Origin of the sequence: Shewanella sairae (assembly GCF_023283535.1) — a bacterium.
Classification (GTDB): domain Bacteria; phylum Pseudomonadota; class Gammaproteobacteria; order Enterobacterales; family Shewanellaceae; genus Shewanella; species Shewanella sairae.
Map to the genome: position 1 here is coordinate 24441 of NZ_JAKILT010000040.1, position 23651 is coordinate 48091.

Sequence of the window (23651 nt, forward strand, 5' to 3'; positions counted from 1 at the left end):
CTTAAGCCTGCTGGTAGTAGCTGCCATTATTGGCGGCAAGTTCGCGCATAGTGTCGGTCACTTGGTATAGACCACCTAAGTGTGCGTATTTATCTGCTAGTACGACAAAGTTAGCTACACCCATAGTATCTAGGTAACGGAAGACACCGCCTCTAAATGGTGGGAAACCAAGGCCGTAAACTAGGCCCATATCCGCCTCAGCAGGCGAAGCGATAATTCCTTCTTCAAGACAGCGCACTGTCTCGATAATCATAGGGATCATAGTGCGAGCGATGATCTCATCTGATTCAAATGCTTTTTGTTCACCAAACTCAGCTTGTAGTAATTCATAGCTGGTTGGGTCTAAATCTTTCTTTGGCTTACCGCGGCGGTCAACTGAGTATTGGTAGAAACCTTTACTGTTCTTTTGGCCAAATCGTTCTGCTTCAAACATCACATCAATAGCATCTTTACCTGATTTCCCCATACGGTCTGGGAAACCTTCGGCCATCACAGCTTGTGCGTGATGACCCGTATCTAGGCCAACAACGTCAAGTAAGTAAGCTGGGCCCATTGGCCAACCAAATTGCTTTTCCATCACTTTATCGATAGCCGCAAAGTCAGCACCATCTGCTAGTAGACCACTAAAGCCTGCAAAATAAGGGAAGAGTACGCGGTTAACAAAGAAACCTGGGCAGTCATTAACCACGATAGGGGTTTTACCCATCTTGCTGGCATAGGCTACAACGGAAGCAACAGTTTCCTCTGAGCTGTTTTCGCCACGAATAACTTCGACTAATGGCATTTTGTGCACCGGATTGAAAAAGTGCATACCACAGAAGCGCTCAGGCTTTTTAAGGCTCTTAGCTAATAGGTTGATTGAAATCGTTGAAGTGTTAGAGGTGATAATGGCATCTTCACTAACATGCTGTTCAACTTCAGCCAGTACCATAGATTTAACTTTTGGATGCTCAACAACCGCCTCAACAATGACGTCAGCATCTTTAACCGGTGCATAGTCGAGTGCAGGGGTGATGTTATTCAATACAGCAGCCATTTTCGCAGGCGTTGAACGGCCACGCTTAACTTGCGCGGTAAGCAGTTTTGCTGCTTCACCCAAGCCTAAATCGAGTGCGGGTTGGGCGATATCCTTCATCACGATTGGTGTACCTTTACTGGCACTTTGGTAGGCGATACCACCACCCATGATGCCTGCACCAAGTACCGCAGCTGAATCGACTTTCTTAGCCAGTTTGCCAGCTTTCTTAGCTTTACCTTTAACGAGTTGGTCGTTTAAGAAAATACCAATCAGTGCTTGGGCAACTTCGGTTTTGGCTAGCTTTACAAACGCTTGATGTTCAATTTGTAAGGCTTCTGCTCGGCTACTTTGTGCTGCTTGCTCGACAACACTAATGACAGCCATTGGTGCAGGGTAATGTTTACCGGCAATTTTAAATACCATGCCTTTCGCTGTAGCAAAAGACATCATAGCTTCAAGTTTGGGCAAGGTTAGCGATGCTTGCTTTTTCGCGCGGCGAGATTGCCAATCTAGCTTTTCTGCTAGGGCGTCTTTAAGCATTTTTAATGCAGCGGCTTTTAACTGCTCTGGAGCGACAACGGCATCAATAGCGCCAACCTTTAGCGCGGCTTCTGGGCGTTGATCTTTACCTGAAGTAATCCACTCAAGTGCGTTGTCGGCACCGATAACACGTGGTAAACGTACTGTGCCACCAAAGCCGGGGATAATACCTAATTTAGTTTCAGGAAGACCAATGCGAGCTGTGGTGTCTGCGATACGGAAGTCTGTTGCTAAGATGGTTTCACAACCGCCACCTAACGCAAAGCCGTTAATTGCTGAAAGAGTTGGGAAGGGTAAATCTTCTAACTTATTGAATACGTCGTTAGCTTGTTCAAGCCAAGAATGTAATACCGCATCTTCTTCTTTAAATAGTCCCAGAAACTCTGTGATGTCAGCACCAACGATAAAAGCATCTTTAGCTGAGCTCAGCATCAATGCCTTGATGTTTGGATCTTGTTTGATGCTGTCGAGCGCAGCATTTAACGAATCGAGGGTTGCTCTATCTAATTTGTTAACTGAACCTTGTGCTTTAAAGCATAGGTGAGCGATATTATCTTCGAGTAACTCAACCTCAATTGTAGGGCTTTGGTAGATCATTGCTTGCTTCCTTATAGCTTAAGTCCACTATCCAGATCGTTAATGATTTTATTATCTGAATGTAACTTTCTTTGTCACAGCAGCTTAGGCCATCATTTGACCAGTTGCCATCCAGTGTGCGATGAATCACATAAAATTACAACACCCAATTTAAACGATCGTTTGGTTTTTTGGTTCACCTAAATAATAGCTTTTAATAATCATGGTTTTATTGTTCTTTTGCAGGCTTTTAGATTTTAAGTTGGCGGCTGATTATTTGCCTGTAAATGCGAATAATGTGTTTGAAGAAAAATTTTAATTAACGATGTGTTAGACTGAGCCGTCGTCGAAAATTTGGCTAAATAATAACAATAGGGTAACCCTCATGGAACAGTTAGCGCATCTCTATCATGACCATCTTCAAGTCTTAAATGGTCGTGTCGCCGAGATTATTTCTCGCGAAAATTTGTCGGGCTTAGTCATTCACTCAGGCCAAGCACACAGACAGTTTTTAGATGATCTAGATTACCCTTTTAAAGTTAATCCACATTTTAAAGCCTGGTTACCGGTGACCGATAATCCTAACTCATGGTTGATCGTAAATGGCATAGATAAGCCAGTGTTAATCTTTTATCGCCCTGTGGATTTTTGGCATAAAGTGGCTGCAGAGCCGACAGAATATTGGTCAGAGCACGTCGATATTAAGTTTTTGACCAAAGCCGATAAAGTTGCTGAGTATCTTCCTAAAGATATTGATAATTGGGCTTATATTGGTGAGCACTTAGATGTGGCTGATGTCTTGGGCTTTAAGGCGCGTAATCCAGACGCAGTGTTAAGCTTCCTTAATTACCACCGTGCAACAAAGACTGACTATGAGTTGGTTTGTATGCGTCAATCCAACGCAATTGCTGTGACCGGGCATCAGGCGGCTAAAACAGCTTTCTATAATGGTGCGAGTGAGTTTGAGATCTTACAAGTTTACTTATCGGCGGTATCACAAGGTGAAAACCAAGTCCCTTACGGCAGCATTGTTGCGCTTAATGAAAACGCGGCGATTTTGCATTACACGGCACTCGAGCAAAAACCGCCAGCCCAGCGTCGTTCATTCTTAATTGACGCAGGTGCTAACTTTAACGGTTATGCATCTGATATCACCCGTAGCTATGCGTTCGAGAAGAATATTTTCGATGATTTGATTACTGCTATGGACAATTTACAGCTGCAGATCATCAATATGATGAAGCCAGGTGTGAGCTATGTGCAATTGCACGTCGAAACTCATTATAAGTTAGCGCAGATCTTGTTGGATTTTGATATTGTCAGCGGCGATGTACAGGGGCTGGTCGAACAGGGCATAACTAGCGTGTTCTTCCCCCATGGCTTAGGTCATATGTTAGGTATTCAGGTGCACGACATGGGCGGTTTCCTTGGTGATGATAAGGGAACTCATATTGCGGCTCCTGATGCGCATCCGTTTTTACGTTGTACCCGAGAGTTAGATGTTAATCAGGTACTGACCATAGAGCCGGGCGTTTATATTATTGACTCGCTATTAGCGCAGCTAAAACAAGATAAGCGTCAGTCTCAAATTAATTGGAATACGGTAGATACCCTAAGGCCATTTGGTGGTATTCGTATTGAAGATAACGTGATTGTTCATGGCGAGAGTATTGAGAATATGACCCGAGATTTAGGGTTGAATCGCTAATGTTTTTCGCTAATTTGGCCGAGATAATCGCGAATAATCGATTGAGAGAACTATTTTGAGCGAGAGCTATCTCATTCCTGCCGCAGAGCTATTATTTGAAGAAGAGATAAAGCATAGTCGCTTTATCTCTTTTCTATTTCACTGCCAGTCTGCAGAAGAGTTGAAGTGTGTACTTACCAACCTAAAGGTTGGGTATCCGGGAGCAAACCATTATTGCTACGCTTTTGTTGGTGGTGCACCAACGGATAACGTCAATATGGGCTCTAGTGATGACGGTGAACCTTCAGGTAGTGCTGGTCGGCCGATGTTAGCGGCGCTACAGGGCGCTAATATTGGTGAAGTTGGCGCAGTTGTTATCCGCTATTTTGGCGGGACTAAACTGGGCGTGGGTGGATTGGTAAGAGCCTATAGTTCAGGGATCAAACAAGCGATTCCTCAGCTGCAAACTCAACTTAAGCAGATCCGTTATCCAGCGACTCTAGTGTGTGATTATCATCAACTCAAAGATGTTGAGCATATTTTTGCCCAATATGACGTGGTGATTGACGACAAACAGTTTAGCGACAATATAGTGATTCAATTTGCTATACCTAAAGCGTTTAAGGTGCAGCTAAACGTCGATCTAGCCACTATGAGTAAAGGCCAGTTGAAAGCCATATTTGCCGAGTAAGTTAGCCAGTTTTATGTTTGCTGATTTATCGGTAATAAGTGTAACAAGCGCTTTGTATTGCAATTGCTGCGGTACAAGGTCATTAATTATGTGTACAAAAATGCGCTGTAGCATTAGCGCGAGTGATGGGAATCAATGCAATATCGAACAATTATAAGAATTACAGGCCTGCTGATGGGGCTGTTTTCTTTATCTTTACTCCCACCTGCCTTAGTAGCCGTTATTTATAAAGATGGTGGCGGCATGGCATTTATTCAGGCGTTTGTATTGTGCCTGATTTTGGGTTTTAGCCTTTGGTATCCCAACCGTGCTCATCGTAAAGATCTGCGTACCCGCGAAGGCTTCTTGCTGGTGGTATTGTTCTGGGTGGTACTAGGCTCTATTGGTGCTGTGCCGTTTATTTTCTCCGGCCAACCCTCACTAAGTTTAACCGACAGCTTTTTTGAGTCGTTCTCTGCGCTGACCACCACCGGTGCCACGGTGATTGTCGGCCTCGATAGCCTACCCAAAGCGATTTTGTTCTATCGCCACTTGCTGCAATGGCTTGGTGGTATGGGGATTATTGTACTGGCGGTGGCTATTTTGCCTGTACTTGGCGTTGGGGGGATGCAGCTATATCGCGCTGAAATGCCGGGACCAGTTAAAGACAGTAAGATGACCCCGAGGATTGCCGAAACCGCTAAGGCGCTTTGGTATATCTATTTAGCATTAACCGTCGCTTGCGCCTTTGCTTATTGGTTGGCGGGGATGGATGTGTTTGATGCGATTTGTCACTCATTCTCAACCATTGCAATTGGTGGTTTCTCTACTCACGACGCCAGTATGGGCTACTTTGACAGCCCAACAATCAACCTGATCTGTGTGGTGTTTCTGCTGATTGCAGCACTGAATTTTAGCTTACACTTTGCGGCTTTTTCTCGCCGCGGTATTAACCTTAGAGTCTACTTTAGAGACGCCGAGTTTAAAGTGCTCATTGCGATTCAATTGGTGCTAACTGCCATCTGTTTTGTCACCCTGTATGGCTCAGGCATTTATGACTCGGCAGAAGAAACTTTTGATTATGCGCTGTTCCAAGCTGTATCGATTTCCACTACAGCGGGTTTTGGTACCGAGAGTTTCCATGCATGGCCGCTGTTCTTACCTATCTTACTAATTTTCTCTAGCTTTATTGGTGGCAGTGGTGGCTCAACAGCAGGCGGTATTAAAGTCATTCGCGTTATTTTACTTTTGCTACAAGGTTCTCGAGAGTTAAAACGCTTAGTACATCCACGTGGTATGTTCTCTATTCGTATTAGTGGTAACGCGCTGCCCGATAGGGTTATTGATGCGGTATGGGGCTTCTTCTCTGCTTACGCGTTAGTGTTTGTCGTGTGTATGCTTATTTTGATGGCGCAAGGGATGGATGCGATTACAGCCTTTAGTGCAACAGCAGCTTGTTTGAATAACTTAGGCCCAGGTTTAGGTGAGGTGGCGAGTAACTACGCCAGTATTGGCGATGGTGAAAAGTGGGTGCTATTGTTTGCCATGCTGTTTGGTCGTTTAGAAGTGTTTACGTTACTCATTTTGTTTACGCCGACCTTCTGGAAAAACTAAATTAGTGTAAAGATACTTACTTGTATACTTGGGCTAAGTTAGCGTTAATCATTCGCAAGTATATTGAATATAGATAGGCCAATAATTGTAAGTTGTGCCTAGTAAGACCTAAGTGATACTAGGAAAATAGTAGGACGTTAATGAGCAATACACTAATAATCTATTCGACGGTTGATGGCCAAACCAAAGCGATTTGCGAGCAAATCAAAAAAATTAACCAAGAGCAAAATGCCACGGTTTCTATGGTGTCTATTGATGAGGCTGAAAAACTTGGCTTGGCACAATTTGATAAAATTTTAGTGGCGGCGAGTATTCGCTACGGTAAACATAGACCGGAACTTTATCAGTTTATTAATCGTAACCACGCGGTACTTAATGCTAAGCAAAATGCATTTTTTACCGTTAACGTTGTGGCGCGTAAACCAGAGAAAAACACCCCAGAAACCAACCCCTACATGAAGAAGTTTTTGGCACTGTCATTATGGCAACCACAACAGTTAGCCGTGTTTGCAGGTAAGATTGATTACCCTAAATATCGCTTATTCGATAAAGTGATGATTCGTTTTATTATGTGGATGACCAAGGGACCGACAGATACAACTGGTACCTTCGAGTTTACTGATTGGAATAAAGTGGATGAGTTTGCTCGCGCCTTTGCTGAGCGTTAACCGTTCGTATTAATCATAAAAAGCCTGCTTAATAGCAGGCTTTTTTGTTTTAAAATTGGCAGTGCTTATTGAGCGCAATACTTACGATGCAGTATTGAAATGACTTCAGTGACTTGTTCATTTTTCAGGGTGTAATAAACCACTTGAGAGCTTTTGCGAGTGGCGACCAAATCTTCTGAGCGTAGTACAGCTAAGTGTTGCGAAAGTGCTGATTGACTTAGTGGCACTGTTTTATTGAGTTCGGTAACGCTGAGCTCTTTATCGAGTAATAAGCATAAGATCATTAGACGATATGGGTTAGCAATTGCTTTTAGCCATTTAGCCGCACTTTCTGCATTAGTGACCATTGCACTGGCATCGATTTCTTGTTGCATACGCTAACTTACCCCATAGCCTTTAATTAGTTAATTCTAATTGAGTCGTATTGATAAGACAATATACTTGTGGATGCTGCTTCTCACAATTTTTGATGTCGATAATATGAGCTATACCTAATTTGTGATCCATTCTCCTGTAAAAACTACAATTTGCTGTAACAATGTCTTTAAACAACAAATTCTCTATTGGGATCAAGATGAAATCTGTTCTGGTACTCTATTATTCTCGTGGTGGTCATACTGCCAGAATTAGCCGCGCTGTTGCCGACCACCTTCTAAGTATTGGTCACAAGTGCGATATGATGCATATCAACGAAGCTAAAGCTGAAGGTATTGATTGGGCTAAATATGATGTTGTTGCTTTAGGTGCTTGCGTACTTTATGGCAGTTATCATAAGTCGGTATTTGAGTTTAGTGCCCAGTACCAAGCAGAGCTAAACAGCAAGGCTTCAAGCTTCTTTAGTGTCAACGTGGTTGCCCGTAACCCTGAAAAGCGCATTCCTGAAAATAATAAATATCTGCAAAAGTTTATTGAGCTTTCAGCTTGGAAACCAAATGATGTTAAAGTGATTGCGGGTAAGGTGGATTACCCATCTTGGCGTTGGTACGACAGAATGATGATCCAGTTGATTATGAAGATCACCGACGGCCCTACTGATCCTAAATCTGTGATTGATTACACTGATTGGGAGGATGTGAAAGTTTACGCAGAGCACCTGATTAGTTTAGCTAAGTAGGCGATTGACTCAAAAGCCGCACTTGATGCGGCTTTTTTGTAGCTGAAAAATAGGGTTAGTACTTCCAAAAGCTAGGGTGGAATAGTACTGCTACCGTTAAAATCTCTAAGCGACCAAGTAACATGCCTATCGCTAAAGCCCATTTAGCCACATCGGGTAGAGTAGAAAAGTTTCCTGCTGGGCCAATAGTGCCACCTAAACCAGGACCGACATTGGTGACAGCGGTAATGGCGCCGGTAAAGCTAGTGACTGGGTCGAGTCCGGTAAGCACTAACACTATAGACAGCAGCACTATGACCATGACAAACAGTAGAATAAAAGTCACTAACGAGCGCACAATATCATCTTTAATAATGCGCTTGTTATAGCGCTCTTTAAACACGCCATTGGGATGGAACTGCTGCTTTAACTGCTCACGCATGATGACGCCAGCAATCTGAAAACGGAAAATTTTAATCCCGCCAGAAGTTGAGCCTGAGCAACTACCCACAAACATTAAAAATAGAAAAGCGATATTGGCTAATGCGCCCCAAGCGGTGTAATCGGTAAGGCCATAACCTGTGGTCGTGACCACTGACACCACATTAAAGCTAGCAAGGCGCAATGCATCGAGGGCATCGATCTCTCTGCTACTCCATAGCCATAAAGCCAGTGAGCAAGATACGAAAATAACAAACTTTAAAAAGCCTTTTACTTGGGCATCGTTCCAAATGGATATAGAGCGATGCTGCACCATATACACAAACATTAGCAGGGGTAAGCCGCCGGCTAACATAAAGGTGGTGCCAACCCAGTGCGCCTCATTTGAAAAAGCGGCCATTGATTGATCTGAAGTTGAGTAGCCACCAGTCGACAGGGTAGTCATGGCGTGGTTTATGGCTTGAAACCAGCTCATACCGCTATTGTGATAAGCGATAAAGCACAGAAAGGTAAGTAGGCAATAAACAATAAACAGGTTTTTTGCCATCGACTGGGTACGCGGCGTGGTTTTATCGCCCCAGTCGGAAGATTCGGTTCTAAAGAGGCGCATACCACCGACATTTAAAAATGGTAATACGGCTACCGCCATAACGATAAAGCCAATACCGCCCATCCACTGCAACAGTGAGCGCCAGATTAATATGCTGTGATCCATGGTATCTAGCCCCGACAATACTGTTGAGCCAGTGGTGGTGATCCCTGACATAGTCTCAAAAAATGCGTCGGTATAATTAATGCCGTGATACAAGGTAAAAGGCATGGCTGCAAACAGACTGACAATAACCCAAGTTAGGCAGGTTAATAAAAACATGTCGCGAATATTGAGGTGCAATTTGCTGCTTTGGCCTTGATGCATACAAAAACTCGCTGCAGTACCAGTAACCAGTGATGAGATCATAAAGGCGGCAACGGTTTCTTCACCATAATAGAGGGCAAAGGCACCGGGTATTAGCATAAAGCCCGTCAGTGTCGACAGGAAAATACCGAGAATAAATAGCAGTGGGCGATAGTTCAGCATAATGGGTTATACCAATCTAATTAAAAAGGCACTCAGTAATGAGTCTTTTTGATGGTTCAATTCTTATTGCATCGCTTAATCCCCTTGTTAACCAAATTGCTTGGCTAACAAGGGAAGCGCAATGCAGTAGAGCATTGATGTACCAACACGCTTTAAAAGAAAAAGGCGCTCGGTTGGAACAGCTTTTCGACTTCGCCAACAAATTTCTTGTTCACTAAGAACAGGATGACGTGGTCGCCTTGTTCAATAACGGTTTTATCGTGTGCCATCAGTACTTCTTCGTCACGCACGATGGCACCAATGGTTGTACCTGGTGGCAGCTTGATCTCACTAATCTGCTTACCAACCACTTTAGACGTATTTGAGTCGCCATGGGCAATTGCCTCAATCGCTTCTGCTGCGCCGCGGCGCAGTGAGTACACGTTACAAATATCACCTTGGCGAATGTGAGTTAGTAAGGCTGAAATGGTGGCTTGTTGAGGTGAAATCGCGATATCAATATTGGCTTCTTGTACGATATCCACATAAGCCTCACGCTGGATTAGCACCATGACTTTTTTGGCGCCCATACGTTTAGCCAGTAGTGCCGCCATAATGTTGGCTTCATCGTCGTTGGTGACAGCAATAAACACATCCGTCTGATCGATATGTTCTTCAAGCAGTAACTCTTGGTCTGATGCGTCACCACAAAATACCGTGGTATTTTCAAGCTTCTCAGACAGCTCTTCTGCGCGCTCTTGCTTACGCTCAATCAGCTTTACTGAGTGATTACGTTGCAGTTGTTTAGCGAGACCTAAACCAATATTACCACCGCCAGCGATCATAATATTACGGTAAGAATTATCTAGCTTTTGCATTTCACTCATTACCGCGCGCACATGGCGACTGTCGGCAACAAAGAATACTTCGTCATCGGCTTCGATAATAGTGGTACCGCGAGGCATGATAGGGCGGCCTTGTCTGAAGATGGCCGCGACCCGGGTGTCAATATTTGGCATATGTTCACGCAGGGCGGCGAGGGCGTTACCGACCAGCGGACCACCGTAATATGCACGTACAGCAACAAGGCTGAGTCGGCCTTCAGCAAACTCTAGCACTTGCAGTGCACCTGGGTATTCAACTAGGCGCCCAATATAGGCGGTAACTAGCTGTTCTGGAGCAATTAATTCATCAATGATAAAACCGCCACGAGGACGGTTTTCGGCATTTTTAGTTTCACTATCGATAAATAGCTTATCGCGTAAACCTAGGTACTGCTCTGAACGAATTCGGGCAATTTTGGTCGGCGTACCATACAGTGAATAGGCAATTTGGCAGGCAGCCATATTACATTCATCACTGTTGGTGACCGCAATCAGCATGTCTGCGTCTTCAGCACCGGCCTCTTTTAATACACTTGGGTGAGCACCATGACCCACCACCACTCTTAAATCGTACTTATCTTGCAGTGTACGTAAGCGATTCTTGTCGCTGTCGACAATGGTGATGTCATTGTTTTCGCCAACTAAGTTTTCGGCCAATGTGCCGCCAACTTGTCCCGCACCCAAAATGATAATTTTCATTGCCGTACTAATCCTTCACTAGGCGAGCGTAATAAAAGCCGTCCATGTTGTTTTGTCCTGGCACAATCTGCCAACCGATATCGTTTGGATCAGCTTGCTCTGCAATCGGCACCAAGGTCGCATCAGGTGTTCTCGCTAAAAATGCACTGACTTGATCTTTGTTTTCTTGTGGCAAAATCGAACATGTTGCATATAGGAGTGTGCCACCTGGCTTTAACCACTTCCAGCAATGATCAAATATTTGTGCCTGTAGTTGCGCTAGTTCTTCGATATCGTTGTTCTTTCTTAGCCACTTAATATCAGGGTGGCGACGAATAACACCGGTAGCAGAGCAGGGAGCATCAAGCAATATACGGTCAAACTTATCGCCTTGCCACCAAGAATCTATTTTGGCTGCATCGCCGTGAATACACTCCGCTTTGAGTGACAACCTATCGAGATTTTGTTGTACGCGTTCAAGACGCTTTTCATCAAAGTCGACGGCAACCAACTTGATGTCTGGTGCTAACTCTAATAGGTGGCAAGTTTTACCCCCCGGAGCTGCGCAGGCATCAAGTACCAGTTCATCACCTTGCGGGGCTAATAATGTGGCTGCCCACTGAGCCGCGCCATCTTGTACCGACGCCGCGCCGGTTTCAAACCCTGGCAGCTGCATTACATCACGTGGACTGCTTAATAAAATTGAATCAGGACTATTGCCGGCTTCGGCTTCAATTTCTAAACCCGCCAATGCTTGTAAGTAGGTTTCTCTGGTTTGAGATTGTTGGTTGTTGCGTAGCCACATTGGTGGGCGCTCATGGCTTTGCTCAATCACATTTTGCCAGCTATCTGGATAAGCTTCTTTCAAGCGCTTAATAATCCAAGCGGGTGTGTTGTATGCCAGCGTGTCATTGTCAGTTGCTAATGGCTTTTCTTGACGTTGGATATTACGTAGCACGCCATTAACCACTTTTACCAAGCCTTCAAACTTTAACTGTCGGCAAGCTTCGGCCGTTTCAGATATCGCTGCATGGCTTGGAATGCGGGTGAAATACAGCTGGTAGCAACCCACTAGCAAAAGCTGGTGGACGATACGTTGCTTGCCCTTCATCTGCTTGCTCATGCAGTCACTCACTTGCTTATCAAGCTGTGGCAAGTAACGCATTACGCCGTAACAAAGCTCAGCCAGAAGGGCTTTATCTTTGCCATTATCGAGATGTCTTTGCTGATCAGGCAATGCTACTGACAGAGAGATACCTTTTTCTAGCACCTGAAAAACGACCTTAGCGGCCAACGCTCTTAAGTTCATTAGTGGTTAAGCCTCTTGGTTGTCAGAACTAGCTAGCACAGTGCCAGGAGTAAACCAGTCTGCTCTTGAGTTGAGAATGTCGGCAACACTTAATGGCTTTTTACCCGGCAGTTGCATTTGAGTGATGGTTAGCACACCTTCAGCTGTGGCAATGCTAATACCGTTTTTATCGGCAGATAAAATAGTGCCAGGTTGCTTGGTGCTGGTTTCGTCGCTTACATGGCTTTGCCATACCTTGATGGTATTGCCTTCGTGCTCATAGTGGCTAACTGGCCAAGGATTAAAAGCCCGGACTTCACGCCAAAGTGCGTTAGCCGACTTAGTCCAATCTAGGCGTGCTTCTTCTTTAGATAGCTTTTCTGCATAGTTGGCTAAGCTTTCATCTTGCTTCTCGGCAGGTAAAGTTCCCGCTGCAATTCCAGCTAAAGCCTCAACAAGTGCACTTGGACCTTGTTCGGCTAACTTTTCATAAAGAGTTGCAGAGGTATCGGTATCTTCGATTTTTAGCTGAGTCTTAAGCAGCATGTCACCTGTATCTAAGCCGATATCCATTTGCATAATGGTAACGCCAGTTTCTGTATCTCCTGCCCATAATGCACGTTGGATAGGGGCTGCACCACGCCAGCGAGGTAAAATCGAACCATGTACATTGATACAACCAAGACGAGGGGTGTCGAGTACCACTTTAGGTAAAATAAGCCCGTACGCCACAACCACCATAATGTCTGCATTTAGCGCTGCGAGTTCAGCTTGCGCCTCTTCATCACGTAACGATTTTGGTTGGTACACTGCGATGTCATTTTCAAGCGCTAGTGCTTTAACTGGACTGGCTTGTAATTTTTTTCCTCGGCCAGCAGGTCTGTCTGGCTGAGTGTATACCGCAATTACATTGTGCTCTGAGTCGATTAGCGCTTGAAGATGGCGTGCAGCAAAGTCTGGCGTTCCTGCAAAAATGACATTTAATGGTTTCAAAAATTTATCCTTGTTTTGCTTCTAGACGAGCTGCTTTCTCGAGTTTTTGCTTGATACGTTGACGCTTAAGTGGCGATAAGTAATCGACAAACAACTTACCCGCTAGATGGTCAAGTTCATGCTGTAAGCAAATGGCAAACAGTCCGTCAGCTTCAAGGGTAAACTCTTTACCATCGCGGTCGAGCGCTTTAATGGTAACAAATTCGGCGCGGTCTACTTTGGCGTAAACGCCAGGAACAGATAAACAACCTTCTTCATTACAAAAGTCACCGCTCTTAGCAATAATCTCAAGGTTGATGAACACTTTAGGGCGTTCAACTTCATCTTGCAGATCCATCACTATCAGCTGGTGGTGGTAATTAACTTGAGTGGCAGCGAGACCAATGCCTTTCTCTTCGTACATTGTTTCGAACATATCGTCGATTTGTGTTTGAAGTGCAGCGTTAAACTCTGTAATAGGCTTAGCTACTGTACGTAATCTTTCATCTGGAAATTGTAAAACTTTTAATAAACTCATATCTAAACTCTTAACAAGTCTGTCAAATTTGAGCCAGTTAGTTATACTGACTTTTGCTAATGGCTCAATTTTAGTCGTTAGCGGCATTCAATAACAGCAAAAGCTCTATATATACTTTAATAAAAAGGGCAAATGGTACGGATACCCAGATGAAACGGTTAATATTACTTGCTTCACTTATAATTAGTTTAATTAGTTGTGCTTCGGTTTTCGCAGATACGTTAACGCTAAAATCTGGCCACCCGGATTATTATGTGGTTAAAAAAGGCGATACCCTTTGGGATATCTCTGCTTTTTTCTTGAAAGATCCCTGGCATTGGCCAAAGTTGTGGGGGGAAAACCCACAGATTGCTAACCCTCATTTAATCTACCCTGGTGACAAGCTGACTTTGGTTTTTATTGATGGTGAACCGCGTTTGGTGATGAAGCCACATATAAAAAAGAGCCCTCAGGGTCGTATATCTGCAAAAAATGGTGCAATTCCTGCGGTTGATTTGTCGTTAATCCAATCTTATCTATTACAAAATCGTGTTGTTGATAGTGGCTGGTTCGAGTTGCAACCTAAAGTTATGGGCGGTGAAAGTACCTCTAAATTTCATGTTATGAACGATATTATCTATGTTCAAGGTGAGCTACCTGTTGGTCAAAAGCTTGGGGTTTATGCTGATGGACGCACATTTAAGAATAGCCAGGGAGAGCATTTAGGTTTAGAGGTAATTCTTTCCGCCTCTGGTCGAGTTGTAGAGTCTGGCGCTGTCTCAAAGGTTGAGCTATTGAGTAACCTCCGAGAAACAGAGGCCGGATATCGGGTGCTGCCTATTGAAGATGATTCACTTATGTCTGCTTACTTTATGCCGCGAGCTGCTGAACTTACAGAGCCTACGAAAGTGTTGGCATCTGGCAAGAACATTCGTGAAATGGGCAAGCTAGATGTGGTTTATCTCGATCGCGGTACCGCTGATGGGCTTGAAGCCGGCCAGGTTTTTTCAATTTTTAAAGATGGAAAAGTGGTTGTTATTGACGGTAACGGTCAACCTGTACAACCCCATGACCGCAATCGTTATGAAAAGCTACTGGCAAATATGTCTGCTGATAACGTGATGAAAATGCCTGATCTTTATCGTGGTAAGTTAATGGTATTCAAAGTTTTTGATAAAACCAGTATGGGTATCATCATGGTAAATGATCGACCAGTAAGAGTGGATGATAAGTTAGTTATACCGGACTCGCTGATCAGCAGTGAGTAGTCTAAAGTTAATCTAGGTTTATTATCGATTATAATTTTTATTGTGATATCGATTTTTTAAAGGATTAGCTATTAACGATAAACTGGTCGACTGGCTGGTTGTTTCTGCTGTATCTGGGCTAGGGCCAGCTCGGATTAAACAATTATTAAACTACATGGATGTAGCTGAGTTAACGCAAAGGTTAGCGCACGAGCCACAAGCGTTACCTTTGCCTGAATCGTTACTCAAGTCTTCATTATCTCCCAATTTTGCTTTGGTTGAGTCCGCATTAGATTGGCAGCAAGCGGCAGATGATCACCACCTTATCTACTTGGATAGTCCGCTTTACCCGCCACTATTAAAACAAATCAGTGATCCCCCAACAGTGTTGTTTTTAAAGGGTAACATTGATGCATTATTATTTCCGAGCATCGCAATTGTCGGCAGTCGCAATGCAACAATAGGGGGTAAGAAGGTTGCCTATGAGTTAGCGACGCAGTTGGCAGAGCATGGTTTAACCATTACTAGCGGAATGGCATTAGGTATTGATGGCGTTGCACATCAAGCGGCCATTGATATTAGTAAACCTAGCATTGCGGTTTTAGGTACAGGGGTCGACGTGGTTTACCCTAAACGGCATCAGAGTATTTACCAAACTATTCAAAAAGATGGTTGTGTTATTAGTGAGTTTTGGCCTGAGGTCAAACCGTTTGCTGGTAATTTTCCGAAACGAAACCGGATTATTAGTGGTCTAACTATAGGAACCTTAGTGGTTGAAGCGAGTTTAAAGAGTGGTTCATTAATCACTGCACGCTTAGCCTGTGAGCAAGGACGAGAGGTGTTTGCTATTCCTGGTAGCGTGCTTAGTGGCCAAAGTGAAGGTTGCCATAAGTTATTACGTGATGGCGCTAAATTAGTCGAATCGGTGAGTGATATTTTCGAAGAAGTTGCAGCTTTATCGCATTACCACCTTGAAGAAGTTAAAGCGTGTCACCATATAGGGGGGGAAAGCGCCTCTGATTTGCCATTTTCCTCGCTGTTAGCTAGTGTAGGCTATGAGACTACAACAATTAACGATGTGGTCGAACATAGTGGAAAAACCATAGAGCTAGTATTGGAGCAATTGCTTGAACTCGAGCTGCAGGGTTGGATTACTGCAGTCCCTGGTGGTTACATAAGACTGAAGAGGAGCTAGCCATGTTTGATATCCTCATGTATTTATTTGAAAACTATGTTCACAGTGAAGTTGAACTTCTTGTTGATGAAGACGAACTCACCAAAGAACTAACACGCGCGGGATTTCATCAAAGTGAAATCATTAAAGCCCTTGCTTGGTTGGAGCATTTAGCCGACCTACAAGAAGCCGGCACGCCTTATCTTTGTAATCATGATCAGCATTCGTTCCGAATCTACACTGATGCGGAAATGGAAAAGATAGATGTCGAAAGTCGTGGTTTTTTACTATTTTTAGAGCAAATTAAAGTGCTTAGTGTGGAAACACGTGAAATGGTGATTGATCGTGTGATGGAAATTGATGAACCCACTTTGACTTTAGACGACCTAAAGTGGGTTATTTTAATGGTGTTATTTAACGCCCCTGGTCATGAATCAGCCTATGAGCAGATGGAAGACCTGATCTTTGAACAGCCCGATGGACGTTTGCACTCATAAGTGCAATATGATTAAAACAAAGGAGGCCGAAGCCTCCTTTTTTGTGTCTGGCGATAAATGTTCCATCGGTAACTGCGTCCTGCGTTACTCTACCTCCTGAATCCATTCAGTCGTATATTTATTCGCATTTCCTCTATCCCTAGAGGTCTGAACACTTATGCCAATTTGCCATGGATGCAGACAAATAGGCGTTGTGCTTAGAATTTCAGATGATTTTCACCATGAGCTAAATGCTGTGGCTGAAGGTAGTCGCGATAGTCATATCGACCTTGCTTGTACAGCCTAGGTTTAGCCTTTCCTTCGCTATCATTAAAGGCATTAACCTGAACGTTTAACCAATCAGCAAACTGTGGTTGGTGCTTGGTTAATGATGCCATCAACTGCTCATAACCTTCGAAATAGTCGGTTTTAAGAAATTGACTTAACTGTACAAAGTCTGCGTGATGGTTTTCCGCTAAGAAGCGGATAGCCATGTAGCTCCATTTATAGGTTCTATCTTGACCATCTTTATATTCGGTAGCAAAAACCTCTTCTAAAGTAGGTGCTTGCTCAATGTCACGCTTAATGACTCGCAGTGCTGATGGGTTTTCATCGCCCTTAGAGATATATTCAGCCAATCCTTCAGACCACCACACCATTTTTGCTGGGAAATGGCCAAAGCCAGCGTATTTGACGAAGTGACCATCTAGATAATGTACATATTCATGGTTAAGGTTCCAAACTTTAAACTCTGGCTCAATCCACCACTGGCGGTAGGCAAAAAATGTAGCCTGATTACCGGGCTTAGAGGGCGTGCCTTCGATATACATACCGCCGTTGTCGGTATTGATGTCGAAAATAAGTTGGCCATTTAAGTGGTATTGGCTCCAGTTTTTAAAAGCGACAACTCTAAGGGCTGTATTAAAATCATTAGGTGCAGGTTGGTGTTTGGTCTCTAACACGCTATGGAAGTTAGACTCTTGAGATGTCAGCTTAGTGCAGCTTTCTGCCAATTCTTGCTGGTTGAGATCTTGAGTCAATATAAATAGGCTATCAGAACAGTGGTGCTCAATAGGTAACGCTGTTTTCAGCTCGGGAATGCGGCATATTTCGCTATTTTTTTCACACAGCTCTTGGCCACCAAATACGTTGACATGAAAACCTGCTGTATAAGTATCTTTAGCTGCATCTCCACGTCGTGCAACGTCGGCTTTTGCGATAGCAGCGACAGCTTCATCAATGGCAAGCTCTTGCTTGGTATCTTCACCATTTTCAGATGATTGCAGGGCAAGGCGGTACAGTGCTAGCGTCCAATATGCGTTGGCGCGTGGCCAATCATTTTCGGCGCGTATACTTTCGGGGCTTGCCGCAAACTCGAGTAATGGCGTATTGAGTTCAGCATCTAGCAATACTGTATTTAGCTGACCATCGATATCTTTACGGCCAATATTAAGCAAAAAGCCATAGGCTTTAAGTGTTTCTAGTAAACCGTAGTCGTTAGCTTCGTTTGATGTTGATGTCGCAAGCTGCTGTAGTTGAGTTGCTAATTGAGGTAATAGTGGCGCCAAGGCGAAAGCCGCTTCATTGTTTGCAAAGTAACGGTATACGGTTACGGCATATTGCTCTTGCAGGCGAGATTGGCTATTGAGCATGCCTGAATCTGAGAGCTCTTCGAGTGCGGTAGCTAAAGCTTTGATGTCAGCATCGGTAAGCTCATCGACTGGTCCGTAATAACTAAAAGCACGGAAGTAGTAAAGTAATTGATTAGCGGTTTCGACGTCTTGAGTCATACCCAGCGCGAGGCTAGCGTGTAAAAAAGCCTCTTTTGTGAGTAGCGGACTTTGGGCATTAAACAGATCGGCTTCTGCAGCCGTATTGATTTGGTTGATGAGCTGCGGGTTGGTTGCTGGTTGATTGACACTAGCACAGCCGGAAAGAGAGGCGAGCATACCCGCTATAATTGTTATAGCGAACTTTGAGGATGTATTCATTTTTATCCCTTTAAATTTACACCTTTAAATATTGAATACAATATATCATTGCTTTTTACGAAATTCTAACACTGGAATATAAAACTTAAGCGATTCCTTGGTAGAATGGCGTCACATAGATGAATTGAGATAATCATGGCTAAGATCGATCAACAACTGTTTACAACGCATGAGCACGCTCTTGAAAAAGAGTTTGAGCTTTGCCCTAAATGTGGCTGCGAGTTGTCGGTGAAACACAGTAAACACGGTGGGTTTATAGGCTGTAACAATTATCCTAGTTGTGACTACACTCGGCCGCTTGTTCAACATGAGTCGATAGACACTCAAGTCATTCAAGGCTCCATTTGCCCTGATTGTGGTAGTGAATTGGCAGTTAAGTCGGGCCGATTTGGTATCTTTATTGGGTGCACTAATTACCCTGCTTGTAGTCATATTGAAAAGCATGACCAAGCGAATAGCGAAGATGAGATCCCTTGCCCTAAGTGTAAATCAGGTCATATTGAGCATAGAACTAGCCGTTTTGGTAAGTCGTTTTATGCGTGCAGCGGTTATCCTAAGTGCAAATTTTTAGTGAATTACCCTCCGGTAGCCGAGTCTTGCCCTGATTGTGGCTTTGGTATTTTGGTCGAGCGTAAAGGAGTGGCGGGTATGCGTTTGGAGTGTCCTGAAAAGGCCTGTAAATACAAACGCACAGTTTAAATCGCCATATTAACTTTCACTAATGCCACTTTTGAGTAATCATGGCGGCATATATTCTATGGCCTAATACAAGGTGAAGAGAGATAAATGTTAGAAGTATTGCCTGCTGACGTTGCTGAGCTTGTCAAACAAGGTGGCGTTATCGCTTATCCAACAGAGGCTGTATACGGCTTAGGTTGTGATCCTGATAATAATGATGCCATTGAACAGCTATTACAGATTAAACAGCGGCCTTGGCAAAAAGGCTTAATCTTAGTCGCTGGCGAATATCAACAATTAACGCCTTATATTGATGAGTCACAATTAACCGCAGAGCAGCTCGAGTTTGCCAAGAGTAAGTGGCCAGGGCCTTATACTTTTATTATGCCGATTAAGCCGGGATTGTCTCAGTTACTCAGCGGTAGCTTTGATTCTATTGCTGTGCGTGTTACTGCGCATGAGGGGGTTAAAGCACTATGCGCTGCAATCAATAAGCCCATCGTGTCGACCAGTGCAAATTTATCAGGGCAAGAGCCCGCGTTATCAGCTGTAAGTATCAAACAACAGTTTACCGGTATGATTGCTGGATTGGTAAAAGGCGATTTAGGCACTCAAGCGTCACCATCAACGATTATTGATGCCAAAACTGGCACCATTTTAAGACAAGGTTAATTAGCCTCTATCTATAAAAAGGAATAATATGAGCACACCAGATCCCGCAGTAGTAAAAGCTTTCTTACTCGATCTTCAAAATAGAATTTGCAATGGATTAGCAGCGTTAGACGGCCAAGCACAATTTGCTGAAGACTCTTGGAAGCGTGAAGAGGGCGGTGGCGGGCAAAGCCGCGTGTTAACCGGTGGTGCTGTATTTGAACAAGCAGGGGTGAATTTTTCCCATGTCATGGGGGCATCTATGCCGGCATCGGCAACGGCGCATCGCCCAGAGCTTGCTGGCCGTAGCTTTGAAGCTATGGGAGTCTCGCTAGTTATTCACCCGAATAACCCACATATTCCAACGACTCATGCCAATGTACGCTTTTTTATTGCCAGCAAAGAAGGTGCAGATCCCGTTTGGTGGTTTGGTGGTGGCTTCGACTTAACGCCTTATTACCCATATTTAGAAGATGTTGTGCAATGGCATCAAAGTGCAAAATCATTGTGTGAACCATTTGGTGAAGAGGCTTATCCTAAATATAAACAGTGGTGTGATGAATACTTTTGGTTACCGCACCGTAATGAAACACGTGGTGTAGGAGGCTTATTTTTTGATGACCTTAATAAGCAAGGGTTTGAGCAGAGCTTTGCCTTTATGCAAGCGGTAGGTAATGGTTTTTTAACCGCCTATGCACCAATCGTTGAGCGTCGTAAAGACACCGAATACGGCGAGCATGAGCGTCAATTCCAGCTTTATCGTCGAGGTCGCTACGTTGAGTTCAATCTAGTGTATGACCGTGGCACCTTATTTGGTCTACAAACCGGTGGCCGTACCGAGTCGATATTAATGTCAATGCCGCCACTCGTTCGTTGGGAATATGCTTATACGCCAGAAGCGGGCAGCCCAGAGGCACTATTATATAGTGATTTCCTTAAACCAAGAGATTGGCTAAGCCTATAAGTATTTACGTTATTGGTTGGTGCGAAGGGAGTGCGCTTACACTCCAGCTGCTAATCCAGAAGGGCTACACTATGGTGAACAGCTTAAACCAAGAGGTTGTAATCAGCTGATTTCCAGTATAGCGAAGCCATTAGCATGTAAACGCTATTGGTTTCGCATATGATCGGCTAATGTCGAAATCGCACTATATATCGCTTGCTGATGCTGCAACTGTTTCACTTCTATCTCTATCGCTGCTTTCATGCATATTAACCATTGATCTCGCATTGCTTCATCGACTTTAAACGGCATGTGTCTGGCACGCAGTGCTGGGTGTCCATGTTTCTGTTGGTAAAGTTGCGGTCCACCAAGCCAACCACTTAAAAATTCAAATAACTTCTGTTCAGAGTCAGCCATTGGGGCTCTATGAATCGCGAGTAATTCTTGAGTCGCTGGATTGCTTTGCATCTGAGCGTAAAATTGATGGGCTATCGCACGAATGACTTTCTCACCACCAATGCGATCATAAGCATTCGATTGATTTGGATCTCTGTCTTGATTGCTATTGCTACCCATTACCTTTTTTAACCAGTTCATTTCTTGTTGATACCAGAGTCAAATAAATATGCCCGCTAGTGTAGCAACCTAGTCGGTAGATTTATCAAGCTTTTTACTTGGTCAGTTTAATTGAAAATAACTGGACTAGAATAGATTGCCTAGGTCGTAATCCACGTTACACTGTATTTTTTAGTAAATAGAGTCGGTAAGCATGACTGAACGATATGCAGTATTTGGTAATCCTATTGGCCACAGTAAGTCGCCAACTATCCATACTATGTTTGCTAGAGAGACGGGGCAGCCACTGACTTATGAGGCCATTTTAGCGCCGGTAGATGCATTTGAAGCCAGCTTTAAGGAGTTTGCTGCTAATAATGGTCGTGGTGCTAATGTTACCGTGCCTTTTAAAGAGCAGGCATTTTTACTTTGTGATGAGTTAAGTGAGCAAGCAAAACTAGCTGGTGCAGTAAACACGTTATCTGTACTAGCCGATGGAAAAATCCGTGGTGATAATACCGATGGAGTAGGGCTAGTTGCCGATCTGCAACGTAACTTAGGCTGTCTAGTGGGGCTTGATGTGCTGCTTGTAGGTGCTGGTGGCGCAGCAAGAGGGTGTATATTACCACTACTTCAATCAGGTATTGCCAAACTTACTATCGTTAACCGCACACAAACTAAAGCCGAGTCGCTAGCAGAGCTCTTTTGGGGTTACGGTACTGTAGAGGCTTTACCTATAAATCATACCGGAAAAAGTTACGATGTGATCATCAACTCAACCTCTTCAAGTTTAAGTGGTGATGTGCCTAACATCAGTATCAATACCATTACGCCACAAACGGTTTGCTACGATATGATGTATAGCAAACAGCCTACAGCATTTAATCTTTGGGCTGCAGCGCAGGGCGCGAGCCAAACAATAGATGGTTTAGGTATGTTGGTAGGCCAGGCCGCAGAAAGTTTCAATATTTGGCGTAAGGCTAAGCCGCTCGTTGAGCCGGTATTAACTCAGCTACGAGCTGAACTGTAATTTTAGAAAAGTTTGAGATAGATATGAACCAAAGTATTTTATTCCCAGATCTACAAGATTGGGACTCGCAAACGCAGACTATACTCTTTCCTGCGCAAGTGCAGGGGGCGAACATTGAATGCCTCATTAGCTTAAATAAATTGACTCAGCTTTCTTCAGTCACATTTGAACAAGATAACGATGGGCTTGAAGCTCAAGCGTTAGCTGTATTTGATGAATACCGCTTTGATATAGAAGAAGAGGTTGAAATGCTCATCGAACAGGAGTCATTCGATGAGCAAGGTAGAGTCGTACTTATATAGGCACTATATAAGTATGATTATACGCTTTCTTGCAAATACTCGTTTTTAAGTCGCACATAGTTGTCTGCCGACTGTGGCAAGAAGGCGAGTTCAGCTTCTGTAAGGGGGCGAGCTTGCTTTGCTGGGCTACCTACATAAAGGAAGCCGCTCTTTAATACTTTTCCAGGAGGCACTAAAGAGCCAGCCCCCAAGATCACATCATCTTCTAATATCGCACCATCAAGAATGATTGCGCCCATACCAACTAAAATACGATTACCAACTTGGCAACCATGTAACATAGCCTTATGGCCAATCGTGACGTCATCGCCAATAATAAGTGGGTGGCCTTCAGGTAACGAAGGTGATTTACGAGTCACGTGTAAAACCGTGCCATCTTGAATGTTTGAACGTTTGCCAATATAGATATGGTTTACATCTCCACGTGCGGCAACTAAAGGCCAAACGCTGGCATTCTCATCAAGAGTAATATCGCCGACTAAAACTGCAGCCTCATCGATATAAACACCTTCTTTAAGTGTAGGGGCGACACCTTTGTAGGAGCGTAGTGAGTTATTGTTTCTAGAGTTTGGCATCTAAAAGTCCTAATTATGGTGTTTTTAGCATTATAAAGCCTAAAAAGTAGCTAGTCAGTGGGTTTTGTGAGCAAACGATTATAAAAGTTCGTTTTTCTTCAGTTTTGCCCTTGCGCTAGTCCGAGAACTCCCTATAATGCGCATCCACTGACACGGCACAGCAGGCCAACTAGCTAAACGAAAGCTTAGATAGAACGGGACTTGCAGCGGTGTTAGAGAGATTAACTTCTACGGGAATTAGCCTCAGGTGACAATCGCTTTAAGAGCTTCGAATGATGGTTGTTTACACGAGAGTGAACAAAGAATCATCGCTTGAAAAACTTCTT

23 protein-coding genes are annotated in these 23651 nt (G+C 43.9%); 13 read left to right on the forward strand and 10 right to left on the reverse strand.

The window, feature by feature from the left end; genetic code table 11:
* Window position 1 precedes the first annotated feature (1 nt).
* Window positions 2-2155: a fatty acid oxidation complex subunit alpha FadB gene (gene fadB, locus L2748_RS15960; RefSeq protein ID WP_220781254.1), complete on the reverse strand. Its 2154-nt coding sequence runs from the start codon at window positions 2153-2155 to the stop codon at window positions 2-4.
* Between the two features lie 364 nt (window positions 2156-2519).
* On the opposite strand from fadB, the gene pepQ reads away from it, so the two are divergent.
* The 4 genes from pepQ to hemG (L2748_RS15980) all read left to right on the forward strand — a co-directional run bounded on the left by pepQ (window position 2520) and on the right by hemG (L2748_RS15980) (window position 6773).
* A complete protein-coding gene (gene pepQ, locus L2748_RS15965) occupies window positions 2520-3842 on the forward strand; it encodes a Xaa-Pro dipeptidase (protein ID WP_220781255.1) in 1323 nt (440 codons plus the stop codon).
* 55 nt (window positions 3843-3897) lie between these two features.
* Window positions 3898-4512 carry a YigZ family protein gene (locus tag L2748_RS15970; RefSeq protein WP_220781256.1) on the forward strand — a complete coding sequence of 205 codons (615 nt, stop codon included), beginning with the start codon at window positions 3898-3900 and terminating at the stop codon, window positions 4510-4512.
* A gap of 135 nt (window positions 4513-4647) precedes the next feature.
* Window positions 4648-6105, forward strand: a complete 1458-nt coding sequence (locus L2748_RS15975; protein ID WP_220781257.1) for a TrkH family potassium uptake protein — start codon at window positions 4648-4650, stop codon at window positions 6103-6105.
* A 140-nt stretch (window positions 6106-6245) separates the two neighbouring features.
* A complete protein-coding gene (gene hemG, locus L2748_RS15980) occupies window positions 6246-6773 on the forward strand; it encodes a menaquinone-dependent protoporphyrinogen IX dehydrogenase (protein ID WP_220781258.1) in 528 nt (175 codons plus the stop codon).
* 65 nt (window positions 6774-6838) lie between these two features.
* On the opposite strand, the gene L2748_RS15985 is transcribed toward hemG (L2748_RS15980), so the two are convergent.
* Complete coding sequence (locus L2748_RS15985) at window positions 6839-7147, reverse strand: ArsR/SmtB family transcription factor (protein WP_220781259.1); 309 nt, start codon at window positions 7145-7147, stop codon at window positions 6839-6841.
* A gap of 200 nt (window positions 7148-7347) precedes the next feature.
* On the opposite strand from L2748_RS15985, the gene hemG (L2748_RS15990) reads away from it, so the two are divergent.
* Window positions 7348-7887 (forward strand): menaquinone-dependent protoporphyrinogen IX dehydrogenase, encoded by a 540-nt coding sequence (hemG, locus tag L2748_RS15990; protein ID WP_220781260.1) that lies wholly within the window; start codon window positions 7348-7350, stop codon window positions 7885-7887.
* Window positions 7888-7942: 55 nt separating this feature from the next.
* Here the strand turns inward: hemG (L2748_RS15990) and L2748_RS15995 are convergent, their stop codons facing one another.
* The 5 genes from L2748_RS15995 to def all read right to left on the reverse strand — a co-directional run bounded on the left by L2748_RS15995 (window position 7943) and on the right by def (window position 13724).
* A complete protein-coding gene (locus tag L2748_RS15995) occupies window positions 7943-9385 on the reverse strand; it encodes a TrkH family potassium uptake protein (RefSeq protein WP_220781261.1) in 1443 nt (480 codons plus the stop codon).
* Window positions 9386-9537: 152 nt separating this feature from the next.
* Window positions 9538-10947, reverse strand: a complete 1410-nt coding sequence (gene trkA / locus L2748_RS16000) for a Trk system potassium transporter TrkA (RefSeq protein WP_220781262.1) — start codon at window positions 10945-10947, stop codon at window positions 9538-9540.
* A gap of 7 nt (window positions 10948-10954) precedes the next feature.
* Window positions 10955-12235 carry a 16S rRNA (cytosine(967)-C(5))-methyltransferase RsmB gene (gene rsmB / locus L2748_RS16005; RefSeq protein WP_220781263.1) on the reverse strand — a complete coding sequence of 427 codons (1281 nt, stop codon included), beginning with the start codon at window positions 12233-12235 and terminating at the stop codon, window positions 10955-10957.
* A 6-nt stretch (window positions 12236-12241) separates the two neighbouring features.
* A complete protein-coding gene (gene fmt, locus L2748_RS16010) occupies window positions 12242-13207 on the reverse strand; it encodes a methionyl-tRNA formyltransferase (RefSeq protein WP_220781264.1) in 966 nt (321 codons plus the stop codon).
* A 4-nt stretch (window positions 13208-13211) separates the two neighbouring features.
* A complete protein-coding gene (def, locus tag L2748_RS16015; protein ID WP_220781265.1) occupies window positions 13212-13724 on the reverse strand; it encodes a peptide deformylase in 513 nt (170 codons plus the stop codon).
* Window positions 13725-13873: 149 nt separating this feature from the next.
* On the opposite strand from def, the gene L2748_RS16020 reads away from it, so the two are divergent.
* The 3 genes from L2748_RS16020 (at window position 13874) to L2748_RS16030 (ending at window position 16621) form a co-directional block, all read left to right on the forward strand.
* Window positions 13874-14971, forward strand: coding sequence for a LysM peptidoglycan-binding domain-containing protein (locus tag L2748_RS16020; RefSeq protein ID WP_220781266.1), 1098 nt, complete (start codon window positions 13874-13876; stop codon window positions 14969-14971).
* Between the two features lie 154 nt (window positions 14972-15125).
* Complete coding sequence (dprA, locus tag L2748_RS16025; RefSeq protein ID WP_220781267.1) at window positions 15126-16145, forward strand: DNA-processing protein DprA; 1020 nt, start codon at window positions 15126-15128, stop codon at window positions 16143-16145.
* Window positions 16146-16147: 2 nt separating this feature from the next.
* On the forward strand, window positions 16148-16621 hold the full coding sequence (locus L2748_RS16030; RefSeq protein WP_220781268.1) for a DUF494 family protein: 474 nt from the start codon (window positions 16148-16150) through the stop codon (window positions 16619-16621).
* A gap of 197 nt (window positions 16622-16818) precedes the next feature.
* Here the strand turns inward: L2748_RS16030 and L2748_RS16035 are convergent, their stop codons facing one another.
* Window positions 16819-18591 (reverse strand): collagenase, encoded by a 1773-nt coding sequence (locus L2748_RS16035; RefSeq protein ID WP_220781269.1) that lies wholly within the window; start codon window positions 18589-18591, stop codon window positions 16819-16821.
* 135 nt (window positions 18592-18726) lie between these two features.
* Between L2748_RS16035 and L2748_RS16040 the strand changes: the two genes are divergently transcribed.
* From L2748_RS16040 to hemF, 3 genes are all read left to right on the forward strand, one after another.
* Window positions 18727-19290 carry a DNA topoisomerase family protein gene (locus L2748_RS16040; RefSeq protein WP_220781270.1) on the forward strand — a complete coding sequence of 188 codons (564 nt, stop codon included), beginning with the start codon at window positions 18727-18729 and terminating at the stop codon, window positions 19288-19290.
* Window positions 19291-19377: 87 nt separating this feature from the next.
* Entirely contained in the window at window positions 19378-19941 is a 564-nt protein-coding gene (gene tsaC, locus L2748_RS16045; RefSeq protein WP_220781271.1) for an L-threonylcarbamoyladenylate synthase type 1 TsaC, read from the forward strand.
* A 28-nt stretch (window positions 19942-19969) separates the two neighbouring features.
* Window positions 19970-20884 (forward strand): oxygen-dependent coproporphyrinogen oxidase, encoded by a 915-nt coding sequence (hemF, locus tag L2748_RS16050; protein WP_220781272.1) that lies wholly within the window; start codon window positions 19970-19972, stop codon window positions 20882-20884.
* 144 nt (window positions 20885-21028) lie between these two features.
* On the opposite strand, the gene L2748_RS16055 is transcribed toward hemF, so the two are convergent.
* Complete coding sequence (locus tag L2748_RS16055) at window positions 21029-21460, reverse strand: group II truncated hemoglobin (protein ID WP_220781273.1); 432 nt, start codon at window positions 21458-21460, stop codon at window positions 21029-21031.
* A 172-nt stretch (window positions 21461-21632) separates the two neighbouring features.
* On the opposite strand from L2748_RS16055, the gene aroE reads away from it, so the two are divergent.
* On the forward strand, window positions 21633-22448 hold the full coding sequence (gene aroE / locus L2748_RS16060; protein WP_220781274.1) for a shikimate dehydrogenase: 816 nt from the start codon (window positions 21633-21635) through the stop codon (window positions 22446-22448).
* A gap of 23 nt (window positions 22449-22471) precedes the next feature.
* Window positions 22472-22750, forward strand: coding sequence for a DUF1488 family protein (locus tag L2748_RS16065; RefSeq protein WP_220781275.1), 279 nt, complete (start codon window positions 22472-22474; stop codon window positions 22748-22750).
* Between the two features lie 17 nt (window positions 22751-22767).
* On the opposite strand, the gene L2748_RS16070 is transcribed toward L2748_RS16065, so the two are convergent.
* The gene (locus tag L2748_RS16070) at window positions 22768-23325 is read right to left on the reverse strand and encodes a gamma carbonic anhydrase family protein (RefSeq protein ID WP_220781276.1); all 558 of its coding nucleotides are present in this window, start codon (window positions 23323-23325) and stop codon (window positions 22768-22770) included.
* Window positions 23326-23651: the final 326 nt, after the last annotated feature.

Bases quoted from the DNA above. Each gene is read 5' to 3' on its own strand.
- fadB (WP_220781254.1), bottom strand. From the start codon at position 2,155: ATGATCTACCAAAGCCCTACAATTGAGGTTGAGTTACTCGAAGATAAT.
- pepQ (WP_220781255.1), top strand. From the start codon at position 2,520: ATGGAACAGTTAGCGCATCTCTATCATGACCATCTTCAAGTCTTAAAT.
- L2748_RS15975 (WP_220781257.1), top strand. From the start codon at position 4,648: ATGCAATATCGAACAATTATAAGAATTACAGGCCTGCTGATGGGGCTG.
- hemG (WP_220781258.1), top strand. From the start codon at position 6,246: ATGAGCAATACACTAATAATCTATTCGACGGTTGATGGCCAAACCAAA.
- L2748_RS15985 (WP_220781259.1), bottom strand. From the start codon at position 7,147: ATGCAACAAGAAATCGATGCCAGTGCAATGGTCACTAATGCAGAAAGT.
- hemG (WP_220781260.1), top strand. From the start codon at position 7,348: ATGAAATCTGTTCTGGTACTCTATTATTCTCGTGGTGGTCATACTGCC.
- L2748_RS15995 (WP_220781261.1), bottom strand. From the start codon at position 9,385: ATGCTGAACTATCGCCCACTGCTATTTATTCTCGGTATTTTCCTGTCG.
- trkA (WP_220781262.1), bottom strand. From the start codon at position 10,947: ATGAAAATTATCATTTTGGGTGCGGGACAAGTTGGCGGCACATTGGCC.
- rsmB (WP_220781263.1), bottom strand. From the start codon at position 12,235: ATGAACTTAAGAGCGTTGGCCGCTAAGGTCGTTTTTCAGGTGCTAGAA.
- def (WP_220781265.1), bottom strand. From the start codon at position 13,724: ATGAGTTTATTAAAAGTTTTACAATTTCCAGATGAAAGATTACGTACA.
- L2748_RS16020 (WP_220781266.1), top strand. From the start codon at position 13,874: ATGAAACGGTTAATATTACTTGCTTCACTTATAATTAGTTTAATTAGT.
- dprA (WP_220781267.1), top strand. From the start codon at position 15,126: ATGGATGTAGCTGAGTTAACGCAAAGGTTAGCGCACGAGCCACAAGCG.
- L2748_RS16030 (WP_220781268.1), top strand. From the start codon at position 16,148: ATGTTTGATATCCTCATGTATTTATTTGAAAACTATGTTCACAGTGAA.
- L2748_RS16035 (WP_220781269.1), bottom strand. From the start codon at position 18,591: ATGAATACATCCTCAAAGTTCGCTATAACAATTATAGCGGGTATGCTC.
- L2748_RS16040 (WP_220781270.1), top strand. From the start codon at position 18,727: ATGGCTAAGATCGATCAACAACTGTTTACAACGCATGAGCACGCTCTT.
- tsaC (WP_220781271.1), top strand. From the start codon at position 19,378: ATGTTAGAAGTATTGCCTGCTGACGTTGCTGAGCTTGTCAAACAAGGT.
- hemF (WP_220781272.1), top strand. From the start codon at position 19,970: ATGAGCACACCAGATCCCGCAGTAGTAAAAGCTTTCTTACTCGATCTT.
- L2748_RS16055 (WP_220781273.1), bottom strand. From the start codon at position 21,460: ATGAACTGGTTAAAAAAGGTAATGGGTAGCAATAGCAATCAAGACAGA.
- aroE (WP_220781274.1), top strand. From the start codon at position 21,633: ATGACTGAACGATATGCAGTATTTGGTAATCCTATTGGCCACAGTAAG.
- L2748_RS16065 (WP_220781275.1), top strand. From the start codon at position 22,472: ATGAACCAAAGTATTTTATTCCCAGATCTACAAGATTGGGACTCGCAA.
- L2748_RS16070 (WP_220781276.1), bottom strand. From the start codon at position 23,325: ATGCCAAACTCTAGAAACAATAACTCACTACGCTCCTACAAAGGTGTC.